At 67.1% G+C, this 13,369-nt stretch carries 15 protein-coding genes; 8 read left to right on the top strand and 7 right to left on the bottom strand.

The annotated features are described in order from the left end of the window. Window positions 1–42: 42 nt before the first annotated feature. Window positions 43–1,299: an exodeoxyribonuclease VII large subunit gene (xseA, locus tag ACV7NN_RS17745; protein WP_463350878.1), complete on the top strand. Its 1,257-nt coding sequence runs from the start codon at window positions 43–45 to the stop codon at window positions 1,297–1,299. Window positions 1,300–1,365: 66 nt separating this feature from the next. Here the strand turns inward: xseA and ACV7NN_RS17740 are convergent, their stop codons facing one another. Beyond that, on the bottom strand, window positions 1,366–2,004 hold the full coding sequence (locus ACV7NN_RS17740) for a class I SAM-dependent methyltransferase (RefSeq protein WP_463350877.1): 639 nt from the start codon (window positions 2,002–2,004) through the stop codon (window positions 1,366–1,368). Window positions 2,005–2,108: 104 nt separating this feature from the next. Between ACV7NN_RS17740 and ACV7NN_RS17735 the strand changes: the two genes are divergently transcribed. The 4 genes from ACV7NN_RS17735 to ACV7NN_RS17720 all read left to right on the top strand — a co-directional run bounded on the left by ACV7NN_RS17735 (window position 2,109) and on the right by ACV7NN_RS17720 (window position 5,123). After that, window positions 2,109–2,351 (top strand): exodeoxyribonuclease VII small subunit, encoded by a 243-nt coding sequence (locus ACV7NN_RS17735; RefSeq protein WP_463350876.1) that lies wholly within the window; start codon window positions 2,109–2,111, stop codon window positions 2,349–2,351. Next, a complete protein-coding gene (locus tag ACV7NN_RS17730; RefSeq protein ID WP_463350875.1) occupies window positions 2,348–3,004 on the top strand; it encodes a DUF4245 domain-containing protein in 657 nt (218 codons plus the stop codon). Before ACV7NN_RS17735 ends, ACV7NN_RS17730 begins: the two co-directional genes overlap by 4 nt. Then, the gene (locus ACV7NN_RS17725) at window positions 3,001–3,639 is read left to right on the top strand and encodes a carbonic anhydrase (RefSeq protein ID WP_463350874.1); all 639 of its coding nucleotides are present in this window, start codon (window positions 3,001–3,003) and stop codon (window positions 3,637–3,639) included. Before ACV7NN_RS17730 ends, ACV7NN_RS17725 begins: the two co-directional genes overlap by 4 nt. A gap of 77 nt (window positions 3,640–3,716) precedes the next feature. Next, window positions 3,717–5,123 (top strand): class II fumarate hydratase, encoded by a 1,407-nt coding sequence (locus tag ACV7NN_RS17720; RefSeq protein ID WP_463350873.1) that lies wholly within the window; start codon window positions 3,717–3,719, stop codon window positions 5,121–5,123. A gap of 93 nt (window positions 5,124–5,216) precedes the next feature. Here the strand turns inward: ACV7NN_RS17720 and ACV7NN_RS17715 are convergent, their stop codons facing one another. The 4 genes from ACV7NN_RS17715 to ACV7NN_RS17700 form a co-directional block, all read right to left on the bottom strand. Continuing rightward, window positions 5,217–5,747 carry a prepilin peptidase gene (locus ACV7NN_RS17715; protein ID WP_463350872.1) on the bottom strand — a complete coding sequence of 177 codons (531 nt, stop codon included), beginning with the start codon at window positions 5,745–5,747 and terminating at the stop codon, window positions 5,217–5,219. 248 nt (window positions 5,748–5,995) lie between these two features. Continuing rightward, window positions 5,996–7,294: a PhoH family protein gene (locus tag ACV7NN_RS17710; protein WP_463351318.1), complete on the bottom strand. Its 1,299-nt coding sequence runs from the start codon at window positions 7,292–7,294 to the stop codon at window positions 5,996–5,998. A gap of 316 nt (window positions 7,295–7,610) precedes the next feature. Beyond that, window positions 7,611–8,726, bottom strand: coding sequence for an aminotransferase class V-fold PLP-dependent enzyme (locus ACV7NN_RS17705; RefSeq protein ID WP_463350871.1), 1,116 nt, complete (start codon window positions 8,724–8,726; stop codon window positions 7,611–7,613). A 60-nt stretch (window positions 8,727–8,786) separates the two neighbouring features. Then, entirely contained in the window at window positions 8,787–9,572 is a 786-nt protein-coding gene (locus ACV7NN_RS17700; protein WP_463350870.1) for an isoprenyl transferase, read from the bottom strand. Window positions 9,573–9,647: 75 nt separating this feature from the next. On the opposite strand from ACV7NN_RS17700, the gene trhA reads away from it, so the two are divergent. Continuing rightward, a complete protein-coding gene (trhA, locus tag ACV7NN_RS17695) occupies window positions 9,648–10,454 on the top strand; it encodes a PAQR family membrane homeostasis protein TrhA (protein ID WP_463350869.1) in 807 nt (268 codons plus the stop codon). Between the two features lie 83 nt (window positions 10,455–10,537). Here the strand turns inward: trhA and ACV7NN_RS17690 are convergent, their stop codons facing one another. Then, the gene (locus ACV7NN_RS17690; protein ID WP_463350868.1) at window positions 10,538–10,840 is read right to left on the bottom strand and encodes a hypothetical protein; all 303 of its coding nucleotides are present in this window, start codon (window positions 10,838–10,840) and stop codon (window positions 10,538–10,540) included. A gap of 179 nt (window positions 10,841–11,019) precedes the next feature. Here ACV7NN_RS17690 and ACV7NN_RS17685 point away from each other — a divergent pair, with 179 nt between their 5' ends. Both ACV7NN_RS17685 and greA read left to right on the top strand, forming a co-directional pair. After that, the gene (locus ACV7NN_RS17685; protein WP_463350867.1) at window positions 11,020–11,415 is read left to right on the top strand and encodes a DUF4307 domain-containing protein; all 396 of its coding nucleotides are present in this window, start codon (window positions 11,020–11,022) and stop codon (window positions 11,413–11,415) included. Between the two features lie 115 nt (window positions 11,416–11,530). Beyond that, window positions 11,531–12,022: a transcription elongation factor GreA gene (gene greA / locus ACV7NN_RS17680; RefSeq protein WP_463350866.1), complete on the top strand. Its 492-nt coding sequence runs from the start codon at window positions 11,531–11,533 to the stop codon at window positions 12,020–12,022. 57 nt (window positions 12,023–12,079) lie between these two features. Here the strand turns inward: greA and ilvA are convergent, their stop codons facing one another. Further along, window positions 12,080–13,339, bottom strand: a complete 1,260-nt coding sequence (gene ilvA / locus ACV7NN_RS17675; RefSeq protein WP_463350865.1) for a threonine ammonia-lyase — start codon at window positions 13,337–13,339, stop codon at window positions 12,080–12,082. Window positions 13,340–13,369 lie beyond the last annotated feature (30 nt).

Genomic DNA, 13,369 nt, shown 5'->3' with positions numbered 1-13,369 from the left:
CCGTCAAGTCTAGGTGAGGGCGCTGGAGACCGGATGGGAAGGATGGACGTGACAGACGCCCCTCCTGCGGCGACGAGCGCGCCGGCGCCGGCCGGGCTTCCGACCGCTGACGAACCGTGGCCGGTCGCGACGCTGTCGGCCAAGATCCGCGGGTACATCGAGCGGCTCGGAACCGCATGGGTCGAGGGTGAGATCACCCAGTGGGGAATCTCGGGCGGCAACGTCTACGGCAAGCTCAAAGACCTCAGCGAAGACGCGACCGTCAGCTTCACGATCTGGTCGTCGGTGCGCACGCGCATCCCAGCCGACCTGAAGCAGGGCGATCACGTGGTCGCCCTCATCAAGCCCAACTACTGGGTCAAGGGCGGCACCCTGACCATGCAGGTGTTCGACATGAAGCATGTCGGGCTCGGCGACCTCCTCGAACGCCTCGAACGACTTCGGCGGCAGCTCGCGGGCGAGGGGCTCTTCGACGCCGACCGCAAGAAGAAGCTGCCGTTCCTGCCGCACTGCATCGGCCTGATCACCGGCCGTGACTCCGACGCCGAGAAGGATGTGCTGCGCAACGCGCAACTGCGCTGGCCGGCGGTGCGGTTCCGCACCATCCACACCGCTGTACAGGGTGAACGCGTCGTGCCCGACGTGTCCGCCGCGATCCGCGCCCTCGACGCCGACCCCGAGGTGGATGTGATCATCGTCGCGCGCGGCGGCGGAGACTTCCAGAACCTCCTCGGCTTCAGCGACGAGCGCGTGGTGCGGGCTGCAGCGGAATGCTCGACACCCTTGGTGAGTGCGATCGGCCACGAGGCGGACCGGCCGCTCCTCGACGAGGTGGCCGACCTGCGCGCATCCACGCCGACGGATGCGGCGAAGCGCGTCGTGCCCGACGTCGCCGAAGAGATCGTGCGTGTGCACCAGGCCCGCGCTCGGCTCAGCATGCGGCTCACTCACCTCGTGACGGCGGAGATCGACCGCATCGGGCATCTTCGCTCCCGGCCGTCGATGGTGTCGCCGTCGTGGATCGTCGACACGCGAGCCGAGGAGCTCACCCGCTACGTCGCCCGCGGCGCCGAACTCGCGCTGAGGCTCGTCGACCGCGAGACCACACGCACGGGCGAGCTGCGCTCGCAGCTGCGCGCGCTCTCTCCCCAGGGGACCCTCGATCGCGGCTATGCGATCGTGCAACTCCCGGACGGCTCGGTCGCCCGCGCCGCCGACGAGGCACCGCCCGGCACCGAACTCGCGATCACGCTGGCGGAGGGACGTATCGGCGCCGTCTCATCCGGTCACGGCGGGTAACGGCCAAAGACCCGGAGACGCGCGCCTACTGGGACCGGCGAGTGGCTGAGGGCATGACGCCGCGCTCTATGTGGCTGCGTGCGCGAGGAGTATGAGCGACGGCGCCTTCGATGCTGGATCGAGTGTTGCTTGCACATCGATTACGAGGCCGTGCGCCTCGATGAGTTCGGCGAAGGTTTCTAGCGGACGCTTCGCCATGTGGACGTTCATCGGCAGACCTCCGTAGCCCTCGGTCTTCGTATGCGTCGATGTGCCGAGATGGCCGCCGATAAGCAGATAACCGCCCGGCTGCAGCTTCTCGGCGAACTGTGTCAGCACGGTGCCGAGGTCGGCATCCGGAACATGATGCAGTACCCACCAACAGATGATTCCAGCAAGGCTCTGGGCTGCGACCGGAAGGTCGGTGATCGACCCGACCTTGAACTCGATATCGGTGTGATTGGCCCGGGCGATTTCGATGAGCCGTGGTGACAGGTCGATGCCGCTGATCTCGAGACCCTTGTTCCGCAAATACGCGGTTACCCACCCTGGGCCACACCCGGCATCCAGGACTTGCCCTTGCGCGGCTACCAGCCTCGAGAAGAGATCCAGAAACGATTCAGCGATGGGCAAGTGGCCTACCGCGTTCCCGGTGAACTCGGTGTAGTTCTCTGCAACCGTGTCGTACGACTCCCGAGTGCTCTCGATCCAATCAATGTCGGTCACAGCAGCTACGTTATCGGGCGCACCCGACCGCGTGCCCCGCGATTCCGGCCGTGGCTGTGGAAACTCGCAGCGGACCGATCGTGGCTCGAACTAGACTGGATGACATGGCGCAATCCCCCACCGAAGTCGCGACGCTCAGCTATGAAGAGGCCCGCGACGAACTGGTCAGGGTCGTCTCCGAGCTCGAGCAGGGCTCGACCTCGCTCGAGGATTCGATCGCGCTCTGGGAGCGCGGCGAAGCGCTCGCCCGGCGTTGCGAGGAATGGCTGATCGGCGCGAAGGCCCGGCTCGACGCCGCCCGCGCTGGCGCCACCCCGACCACGACAGGAGTCGTTGACGACGAATGAGTCCGTCGAAACGGCCCCCCGCAGTCGTGGCAGAGCTCGGGCGACCGGAAACACCCGAAGAGACCGCTGAGCGCAAAGCCCAGAACTCACGCAACCACCGCAACCGGCAGACGGTGAACAACCTCGTCCTGTCGTTGGTCGCGACCGTTGCTGTCGTTGCGCTGATCGTCCTGTTCGTCCCGCGCGGGCAGGCGCCCACCTCGCCCGCCGTCGACTACGCCTCGATCGCCGCCCAGGCGAAGGGCGCGGAGCCCGATTCACTGCTCACGCCGAAACTCCCCAGCGGCTGGACGTCCAACTCCGCCGAACTGCGCACGAAGACGCCCGACGGCGTCGACGCCTGGTACATCGGACTCATCACCCCCTCGAAGGAGTACATCGGTATCATGCAGGGCTTCAATGCCAACGACAGTTGGCTCGCCACACAGGTGAACCGCACGCTCGTCTCGTCGACGAAGACCAGCTGCGGCCACCAGTGGGACGTCTACGACAACCGCAATTCCGGCCAGGACAACGGCAACGTCGACTATGCGCTCGCGACCAAGGCGGGTGCGAGCACCGTCGTCGTGTTCGGCACCGCGCAGGACGCGGAGTTCGGCACGGTGACCGACGCCCTGTGCGGCCAGCTCAGCGCGCTCGGAGCAGCCAAATGACCCCGCCGAGACCGTCGCGGGTCTGGGAAGCCATGCTGCGCGGCAACGAGCGGTTCGTCACCGGCGAGCCCGAGCATCCGAGGCAGGACGTCGAGCGACGCGAGACCCTCGCTGCGTCCCAGTCCCCTCTTGCCGCGATCTTCGGCTGCAGCGATTCGAGGCTGGCAGCAGAGATCATCTTCGACCTCGGCCTCGGCGACGCGTTCGTCGTGCGCAACGCCGGCCAGGTCATGTCGGAATCGGTGCTCGGCTCCCTCGAATACGCGGTCGAGGTGCTCCACGTTCCGCTCATCCTCGTGCTCGGGCACGATGAATGCGGTGCCGTACGGGCCGCGATCGAGTCCCAGTCGACGGATGCGCAGCCGCTTCCCCCGCACATCGCCAACCTGATCGCACCGATCGTTCCGGCGGTGCGGCGCGTCACGCACGCGACGCCCGAGCACCCGATCGAGGTCGCAGACGTCGACGCGAGCGAGGTGGGCCGCGAGCATCTGCGCGACACGGTCGCCGAACTCCTGCAGAGCTCCGAGCTGATCAGCTCTGCCGTCGCGGAGGGAAGGTTGGCTATCGTTGGTGCCAACTACCGCCTCCAGGAAGGTCGGGCCGTTCCCGACATCGTCGTCGGACTGGCCTGAGACCAGCCGGCTCAAAACACGCGCCTCGCGCTGGCGAACCCGCACAGCGCGCGACGCCCCAGAAAGGAAAACACACCGTGGTGGACACCCCGGCTCATGCCGAGTACCGCATCGAACACGACACGATGGGCGAGGTCCGCGTTCCGGCCGAAGCCCTCTACGGCGCCCAGACGCAGCGTGCAGTCGAGAACTTCCCGATCTCCGGGTCCGTTCTCGAGCCCGCCCAGATCGCCGCACTCGCCCGCATCAAGAAGTCGGCCGCCCTGGCCAACGCCCGCCTCGGCGTGCTCGACCAGGCGATCGCCGATGCGATCGCGGCCTCCGCTGACGAAGTGGTCACCGGAGCGCACGACAGCGAATTCCCGATCGACGTGTACCAGACCGGTAGCGGCACGTCGTCGAACATGAACATGAACGAGGTACTCGCGACGCTGGCGAGCCGACGACTCGGCAGCCCCGTGCATCCGAACGACCACGTGAACGCGTCGCAGTCGTCCAACGACGTCTTCCCGACATCGGTGCACGTCGCCGTGACGGGCGCGCTCATCGACGACCTCATCCCGGCGCTCGACCACCTCGCGGTGGCCCTCGAGGAGAAAGCCACGCTCTGGGCGACGGTCGTGAAGTCGGGTCGCACCCATCTGATGGATGCGACACCCGTCACCCTCGGGCAGGAATTCGGCGGATACGCGGCGCAGGTCCGCCTCGGCATCGAACGCATCCAGTCGGCACTTCACCGTGTCGCCGAAGTCCCCCTCGGTGGCACCGCCGTCGGAACGGGCATCAACACGCCGCTCGGCTTCCCGCAGCTCGTGATCGAACTGCTCACTCAGGAGACCGAGCTTCCGATCACCGAAGCGCGCAACCACTTCGAGGCGCAGGCCAACCGCGACGCCCTCGTCGAGACGTCCGGCGCGCTGCGTGTCATCGCCGTCAGTCTCACGAAGATCTGCAACGACCTGCGCTGGATGGGGTCCGGCCCGAACACCGGACTCGGCGAGCTCAGCATCCCCGACCTTCAGCCCGGCTCGTCCATCATGCCCGGCAAGGTCAACCCGGTAATCCCCGAAGCCGTGCTCATGGTCTGCTCGCGCGTCATCGGCAACGACGCCTCCATCGCCTGGAGCGGCGCATCGGGCAGCTTCGAGCTCAACGTCGCCATCCCGGTGATGGGCACCGCGCTGCTCGAGTCCATCCGCCTGCTCTCGCAAGGGTCCCGCGTGCTCGCCGACAAGACCATCATCGGGCTCGAGGCCAACGTCGACCGCGCCCGGGCGTTCGCCGAGTCGTCGCCGTCGATCGTCACCCCGTTGAACCGTGTGATCGGCTACGAGGCCGCCGCCAAGGTCGCCAAGCACGCGGTCGCGAAAGGCATGACCATCCGCGAAGCCGTCATCGACCTCGGCTTCGTGGAGCGCGGAGAGGTGACACTCGAACAGCTCGACACCGCTCTCGATGTGCTGAGCATGACGCACCCGGGCTGACCCCGGTCGCCCTTCGCTTCATCCGCGGCGGCTCGGTACGTGTACGCACGTCCCGGGCCGCCGCAGCCTTGACACGCAGCAGCCGGCCGTTCGTCACAGGACCGGCGCGAGCGCCAGTGCGCCCCAGAACCCGCCGAGCATGAACGGCCCGAAGGCCAGCTCGTCGCCGCGTCGCGCGCCTCCGACGACGACCGTCACGAGAGCGACGCCACCTGCGGTGACGAATGCCGCGAGCGCCCCGAGCACAGCGACTGCGGGACCGATCGAACCGAGCGCCACGCCGAGCAGGGCGGCCAGCTTCACATCGCCCATCCCGGCCCCTCCGAACAGCGCGGGCATCAGCAGCACGGTCGCGTAGCCGGCCCCCCAGGCCAGCGACGCAGACGGATCACGACCCGTCACCGCAGCCCAGACGACGCCGACGCCCGCACAAGCGAGGCCGGGCACCACGAGCGCGTTCGGCAAGCGCAGCTCCGCAAGGTCGATGCGGCACAACTCGCCGGTCACAGCAGCGAGATACGCGAGCGGCACCATGGCCGGCAGCTGTCCCTCCGCCGCGCGCCAGCCCACGACGAGCAGACAGGCTGCGAGCTCGACCTGCACGGCCGCGTCGACCCCATCCATCGCATGCGCCGTCCGACCCCGCGGCGTAGCCCGCCGCCCCCGCATCCCCCAGATCCCCCAGATCGCCCGCATCCCCCAGTTCGCCCTCATCCCCCAAATGCCCCGCATCCCCCAACTCGCCCGCATCCCGAAACGCTATCCGCAAGCCTCCGCGCTCCGCAGAATCCGTCCACAGGCACGACCTAGCGAACCGCCCCCGGTCCCGGGGGAACGAGGGCGGTTCGCTGCAACAGCCGCAGGCGGCGGGCTCAGGCCAGTTCGTTGCCCTCCAGCATCTCGGTGACCAGCGCTGCGATCGCCGAGCGCTCCGACCGGGTCAGCGTGATGTGGGCGAACAGCGGATGCCCCTTGAGCGTCTCGATGACGGATGCGACACCGTCGTGCCGGCCGACCCGCAGGTTGTCGCGCTGGGCCACATCGTGGGTGAGGACGACCCGCGAGTTCGTACCGACACGGCTCAGCACGGTCAGAAGGACGTTGCGCTCCAGCGACTGGGCCTCGTCGACGATCACGAAGGCGTCGTGCAGCGAGCGGCCGCGGATGTGCGTGAGCGGGAGCACTTCGAGGATCCCGCGGTCCAGCACCTCGTCGAGGACGTTCTGCGAGACCAGGGCGCCCAACGTGTCGAACACCGCCTGCCCCCACGGGTTCATCTTCTCGCCCTGGTCTCCGGGCAGGTAGCCGAGTTCCTGCCCGCCGACCGCGTAGAGCGGCCTGAACACCATGATCTTCTTGTGCTGGTTGCGTTCGAGCACCGCCTCGAGGCCTGCACAGAGAGCGAGCGCGGACTTCCCCGTTCCGGCTCGACCTCCCAGCGAAAGGATCCCGATCTCGGGGTCGAGCAGCATGTCGATCGCGAGCCGCTGTTCCGCCGACCGTCCGTGCAGCCCGAACACGTCACGGTCGCCACGGACCAACTTGAACGTGCGCTCCCCCGTCACCCGGCCGAGCGCGGACCCACGATCCGAGTGGATGATGAGCCCGGTGTTCACCGGCAGCTCGGCGACGAGAGGCGAGCGGGCCGTCTCCTGGTCGTAGAGGTCGGCCATCGCGTCCGAACCCAGCGTGATCTCGGCCAGCCCCGTCCATCCGGAGTCGACCGCGAGTTCGGCGCGATATTCCTCCGCCGCGAGGCCGATCGAGGCGGCCTTCACGCGCAGCGGGAGGTCTTTCGAGACCACCGTCACGGCCAGCCCGTCGTTCGACAGGTTGAGGGCGACAGCGAGGATGCGCGAATCGTTGTCCCCCAGCTGCAGACCGCTCGGCAGGACCGACATGTTGGAGTGGTTCAGCTCGACCCGCAGGGAGCCGCCGTCGCCGACCGGGATCGGGAAGTCGAGCCGCTCGTGCTTGATTCGGAGTTCGTCGAGGTTGCGCAGAGCCTGGCGGGCGAAATAGCCGATCTCAGGGTCGTTGCGTTTGCCCTCCAGCTCGCTGATCACCACAACCGGAATGACGACGGCGTGCTCGGCGAACCGGAAGATCGCCTTCGGGTCAGACAGCAAGACCGAGGTATCCAGGACATAGGTACGCTCGGTCTGATCGATCTGTTCAGTCGTCTCTTTCGAGTCCCGCCGTTCTGTTCCGTTCTCCTGGTTTCCAGCTGGCTGTCGGGTTTCTAGTTCGGCCACAACCACTCCCACCCCGACCGCCGCGAGTGCGATCGGATTCAGTTGGCGAGTCGGCCGGTCTGTTTCGAAACGAACGTGCGTGGCCGTCTCGATCGGGCGCCGTGCCCGATAGTCAGAAGGTACGTCCGGTCGGCGCAACGGCGGGTCAGACACGCCTGATCTTCACGTTACGAGCAGATGAAATGTGACCCCAGTTGAGGGCCTTGTGCGGCTTCCCGCAACGTGGGCCGACCTAGTAGGCGCTCGCGTACGAGGTGAACGCAGCGCGCAGCATCTCGAGGGTCTCCTCGCCGGTGCCCGCATGGATGCTGAGGCGGATGCTCTGCCCGCGGCCCGTCGCGGTGATGCCGTGGTTGAAAAGTGAGGCGGCGAGCACGGTCAGCTGCTCCGGCTGCGGTTCCAGCACGACGATTCCGGCCCGCTCGTCTGCGCTCCGCGATGACCCGACGGGGATCGCGAAGTCGTCCGCAAGGTCGAGCACGCTCTCCACCCGATCCGAGATCGCCGCGTTGATGGCCGGTACTCCGATGTCGGCGATCTCTTCGAGTCCCGCCGCGAACCGGGCCTCCGCGATCGGGTCCGGATTGCTGACACTGAACGCCTTCGCGGTGGCGCTGGGATCGACCACCTCGTCCCACGACTCGGTCACGTCCGTACCGGTGAAGCCGCTGAAGACCGGGGTGAGGTGGTCGAGGGCGCGCTCGCTCAGCGCGAGAAAACCGGTTCCCCATCCCGCACGCACCCATTTCTGGCCGCCGGAGACGACAACATCGGCCACTTCGTACGGCGCATCGACGACCCCGAAACCTTGGATCGCATCCACGATCAGCAGGCGATCGCCGATGACCTGACGGATGCCGTCGATGTCGGTCAGGTAGCCGGTGCGCGAGTCCACAAGACTCACGGCGACGGCAGCGACGCCCGGCGTGAGCTGCTCTTTGATCTGGCCGGGGGTGACCCGCCCGTGATCGGTCTCCAGCCAGGTCGGGCTCACCACGTGCAGTGCCTGCGACGCGCGAACGGCGGCGAACGTGACACTCGGGAACTCGCCGGCCGAGAGGAGAACACGCCCGGTCATCCCGAACATCGCGTGCATGAGCCCTGTGCTCGTGTTCGGCTGGAAGACCACTTGTTCGGCGTCGAACCCGGTCAGGGCCGACACGGCGTCGCGCAGGCGCTGGTCCTCCCGGCGCATCCCTTCGACGCTGCCGAACCGTGCTTTGGCGAGGATCTCGTTCTGCCCGGTCGCCTCGGCCAGTACGGACGCAGACAGCGGCCCGACCCGGCCGTAGTCCAGGTAGCCGGGCTCCTCGCGGAACCCCGCGGCGAACTCTTCCACAGTGGTCATCGTTTCCTCCGCGCCCCATTCTGGCAGTCCTGCGGCGCGAGGGATGCTCAATCGAGCCGGTCAGCCACCATAACGGCGCTGCCTGCGCGAGTAGTCGCGCACGGCGCGCAGGAAGTCGACCTCGCGCAGGTCGGGCCCGAGCGCCTCCACGAAGTAGAACTCGCTGTGCGCACTCTGCCACAGCATGAAGTCGCTCAGCCGCTGCTCACCGGACGTGCGGATGACGAGGTCGGGGTCGGGCTGGCCGCCGGTGTAGAGGTGCTCACCGATCAGGTCCGGGGTGAGCAGATCGGCGAGGGTCTCCAGACTGCCTCCCTCGGCGTGGTGGGCCGCGACGATGCTGCGCATCGCATCAGTGATCTCCTTGCGGCCGCCGTAGCCGACCGCAAGGTTGATGTGGAGCCCGGTGTTGTTCGCGGAGCGCTTCTCCGCCGCGGCCAGCGCCTGCACGAGCTGTTCCGGGAGGCCGGCGGTCGAGCCGACGTGCTGCACCCGCCAGTTGCGATAGTGCGACAGGTCCTCGGCCAGCTGGGAGATGATCACGATCAGGTCGGAGAGCTCTTCGGTCTCGCGATTGGTGAGGTTGTCCGACGACAGGAGGTACAGGGTGACGACGGAGATGCCCAGATCGTCGCACCATTCGAGGAATTCGCGCATCTTCGCGGCACCCGCACGATGCCCGTGCGCGACCGTCTCATGCCCTGCGAGGCGGGCCCAGCGCCGATTGCCGTCGATGATCATCGCGACGTGGCCCGGAACGACATCCTTGGTGAGTCCTCTGCGCAGCCGATTCTGGTAGAGACCGTAGAGCAGGCCGCGCCCCAGGGATGTCCGCTGCTTCGTCACACCTGTACGTTACCGCGAGCGAGCGCTCCGCCGACTCACAGGGTCGGAGGCGCGGGCGTCCCGTATTCTTGCACCATGAATCCCCGCAAGGCCAACGAGTCCGAGGACGTCGCCGAGCTCCTTTCCGAGCCGGCCTCCGCTCTCGGGCCGGCCGATGCCGCGGTCAAAGAAGACGAGGAGCACGGGCCGGATCTTCCGAACATCCCGCTCCTCGACGCGTCGGTCGCGAACGTCGCCGACATCAAACCGACCTGGCGTGGCTGGATCCACGCGGTGACCTTCCCGGTCGCCGTTGCGGCCGGAATCGTGCTCATCACGCTGGCCCACGGCGCACCTGCGAAATGGTCCTCGGCCGTGTTCGTGCTGACGTCGATGCTGCTCTTCGGGAACTCGGCCCTCTACCATCGCTTCGACTGGAAACCGCGCACCAAGATCATCCTGAAGCGCATCGACCACGCGAACATCTTCCTGCTGATCGCGGGGACGTACACGCCTCTCGCCGTCCTCGCGCTTCCGCCCTCGAAGGGCGTCCTGCTGCTCACACTCGTGTGGGCCGGCGCTCTCCTCGGCATCGGATTCCGCGTGTTCTGGATCACCGCCCCGCGCTGGTTGTACGTGCCGATCTACCTCGCCCTCGGCTGGGCGGCCATGATGTACATCGTCGACCTGCTCGACGCGAACGTGGCGATGATGGTGCTGGTGATCGTCGGCGGTCTGCTCTACACGGCCGGAGCGATCATCTACGGGCTCAAGAAGCCCAACCCGTGGCCGGGCGTCTTCGGGTTCCACGAGATCTTCCACTCGCTCACGGTGCTGGCGTTCCTCTGCCACTGGACCGCCGTGCTGCTGATCGCGATGCACCCCGTCTACAACGTCGGCTGAGCGGCCCGGGCTTCGAGCACAGGAAAAGGCACCTCCTCCGCACGGAATGAGGTGCCTTTTCCTGTGCTCGACGGGGCGATGCCTCAGCGCTTGGGCGCGTCGGGGCCCTGGTCGGGGTCGGTCTCGTCCTTGGGCTCCGGGTCGACGTCCTGGTCGAGCTCGCGCAGCTGCTCCTTGTCGAGGAGCTGACGGATCTCGTCGCGGTAACGCACGCGACGGATGCGACGGACCATGTCGATGATGAGCAGCACGACGACGACCGCGATCAGGAACGTGATGATGAAGCCCACGAAGCCGGGTGTGACCGTGTCCGGGTTGAAGTCGGCGGGCGTCGTCGGCGTGGGGGACGGCGTCGACGCTGCCGTCCGCAGAAAGGCTGCGATCACGCGATGTTCTCGATTCCGGCGAACGGGTCGGTCTCAGGCATTTCCGTCTTCACTTCTCGCGGGCCCTTCGTGGAGCGGCCGTGGTTCTCAGGAATCTCTCCTAGTCTTGAACTCAAGCCTAACCGTTCGGAACGGCGCACCATTTTCACGGGAGTATCAGTGCTGGGAGAAGCATGGCTGTGACTGAGCAGCTTGCCGAACGGTATGGCCGTACACGCAATCGATCGCGGCGTGACCGCTGGTGGATCGTCGGCATCGCACTCGCCTTCGTCGCCGTCTTCACGGCCTGGGTCCTCTGGGCCGGGCTGGACGGCTCGTCCGGAAACCTCGAGGCGACCGACACCGCCCACACGATCGTCGATGACCACACGATCAGTGTGACCTTCGCCATCAACACCCCGCCGGGGACGCCGGTGACCTGCGCGGTTCAGGCGCTCGACCAGAACTTCGCCATCGTCGGGTGGCGAATCATCTCCTACCCGGCCGCCTCGCAGCGTGTTACGAGTCATACTGAGATCATCAGGACGACCGAGTTGAGCAACACCGGTTTGATTTCGAGCTGCTGGCTGACTTAAGCTCTTCTGAACGCCCTGACGGATACGTCGGGGCGTCGACTTTATGTCGGAAGCTACAACCCGACCGTCCATCACATCCGGGAGAGATCCGCGGATGGCGCAAAAGGAGTTCAGCATGTCTCAGGAGACTCAGGTCACCTTCTTGACCCAGGATGCTTACGACCGCCTCGCGGCCGAGCTCGAGGAGCTGAGCATCAACGGCCGAAACGAGATCGCCAAACGTATCGAGGCCGCTCGCGAAGAGGGAGACCTCAAGGAGAACGGCGGGTACCACGCCGCGAAGGACGAGCAGGGCAAGATCGAGGCCCGCATCGTGACACTCACCCAGCTGCTGCGCCACGCGACGGTCGGGGCTGCGCCGGAGAGTCACGGCGTGGTGGAGCCGGGCACGGTCATCACCGCCGACATCGCGGGCGACGAGAGCGTGTTCCTCATCGGCAACCGCGAGATGGCCTCGGGAAGCGACCTCTCCGTCTACAGCGAGCAGAGCCCGCTGGGCGCGGCCATTCTCGGACTCAAGGTCGGCGACTCGACGAGCTACACCGCGCCCAACGGACGGGTGATCGCGGTGACGATCACCAAGGTGGAGACGTACACGGGCCAGTAGCCGGCCGCGATGCGCGGCCTGCCCGCTGCGGCGGGTCGGCCGGGCTATTCGTACGCGCTATTCGTAGTCGACGACCGGGTCGTATCCGGCGGTGCGCAGCGCCTCGATGACGAGTTGCCTGTGCTCGGTACCGCGGGTCTCGACGCTCACGTCGAGTTCGACCTGGGTGAGCTGCAGGTCGTGCCCATGCCGGGTGTGCAGCACCTCCACGACGTTGGCGTTCGCCTCGGCGAGGAGCTCGGCGATGCGCGCGAGCTGGCCGGGACGGTCCGGAAGCATGATCGTGAGCTTCAGGTAGCGATCGGATGCGGCGAGCCCGTGACCGATGACGCGCTGCATGAGCAGAGGGTCGATGTTGCCGCCGCTGAGGATCGCGACGGTCGGCCCGGTGGGCGCGATCTTGCCCGCGAGGATCGCGGCGACCGACACCGCTCCCGCCGGCTCGACGACCATCTTGGCGCGCTCCAGCAGCACGAGCATCGCCCGGGCGATGTCGTCCTCGCTGACTGTCACGACCTCGTCGACCGTGTCGCGGATGATCTCGAAGTTCAGGACTCCCGGCTTGCTGACCGCGATGCCGTCGGCGATGGTCGCGACCGACGAGATCTCGGTGGGCTCCCCTGCCGCCAGTGACGGCGGATATGCGGCCGCGTTGGCCGCCTGCACTCCGATCACGCGGATCTCCCGACCCTCCTTGGCCGCACGCAGCTTGACCGCGGTCGCGACACCGGAGATGAGTCCGCCCCCGCCGATGGGCACGACGACCGTCGCCACGTCCGGAACGTCGTCGAGGATCTCGAGGCCCAGCGTGCCCTGTCCGGTCACGACGTCTTTGTGGTCGAACGGCGGGATGAGCACGGCGCCGGTCTCGGAGGCGAATTGCGCGGCAGCACGCAGCGGCTCCTCCACCGTGTCGCCGCGGAGCACGACATCCGCCCCGTAGTCCCGGGTGGCCTGCAGCTTCGGGATGGCGACTCCGCGCGGCATGAAGATCGTGGCGGCGATCCCGAGGTTGCGCGCGGCGAAGGCAACGCCCTGGGCGTGGTTGCCGGCGGAAGCCGCCACCACGCCGCGCTCGCGCTCCTCGGGGGAGAGCTGCGCCAGCCGGTTGTAGGCGCCGCGGATCTTGTAGGACCCGGTGCGCTGCAGGTTCTCGCATTTGAGGTGGACGGGCGCTCCGAGGACCTCCGCGAGGTAGCGCGACGTCTCCATCGGAGTGTGTTCGGCGACTCGTGAGACGACGTCACGAGCGGCCTCGATCTCATCGAGAGTCGGGCCTGCGAATGGTGTGCGCGTCGTTCCGGTCAGGGTAGCCACCGGTTCAGTCTATTGGCGTTCATATTCCTG

The organism is Leifsonia sp. Ger2509 (assembly GCF_055231915.1).
Note: the sequence above shows the minus strand (reverse complement) of the source record. Positions and strands in the feature narration are given on the sequence as shown.

What these genes read in the sequence shown, in the direction of transcription:
- xseA (WP_463350878.1), top strand. Translation starts at nt 43, where the DNA reads ATGGACGTGACAGACGCCCCTCCTGCGGCGACGAGCGCGCCGGCGCCG.
- ACV7NN_RS17735 (WP_463350876.1), top strand. Translation starts at nt 2,109, where the DNA reads ATGGCGCAATCCCCCACCGAAGTCGCGACGCTCAGCTATGAAGAGGCC.
- ACV7NN_RS17730 (WP_463350875.1), top strand. Translation starts at nt 2,348, where the DNA reads ATGAGTCCGTCGAAACGGCCCCCCGCAGTCGTGGCAGAGCTCGGGCGA.
- ACV7NN_RS17725 (WP_463350874.1), top strand. Translation starts at nt 3,001, where the DNA reads ATGACCCCGCCGAGACCGTCGCGGGTCTGGGAAGCCATGCTGCGCGGC.
- ACV7NN_RS17715 (WP_463350872.1), bottom strand. Translation starts at nt 5,747, where the DNA reads ATGGATGGGGTCGACGCGGCCGTGCAGGTCGAGCTCGCAGCCTGTCTG.
- ACV7NN_RS17705 (WP_463350871.1), bottom strand. Translation starts at nt 8,726, where the DNA reads ATGACCACTGTGGAAGAGTTCGCCGCGGGGTTCCGCGAGGAGCCCGGC.
- trhA (WP_463350869.1), top strand. Translation starts at nt 9,648, where the DNA reads ATGAATCCCCGCAAGGCCAACGAGTCCGAGGACGTCGCCGAGCTCCTT.
- greA (WP_463350866.1), top strand. Translation starts at nt 11,531, where the DNA reads ATGTCTCAGGAGACTCAGGTCACCTTCTTGACCCAGGATGCTTACGAC.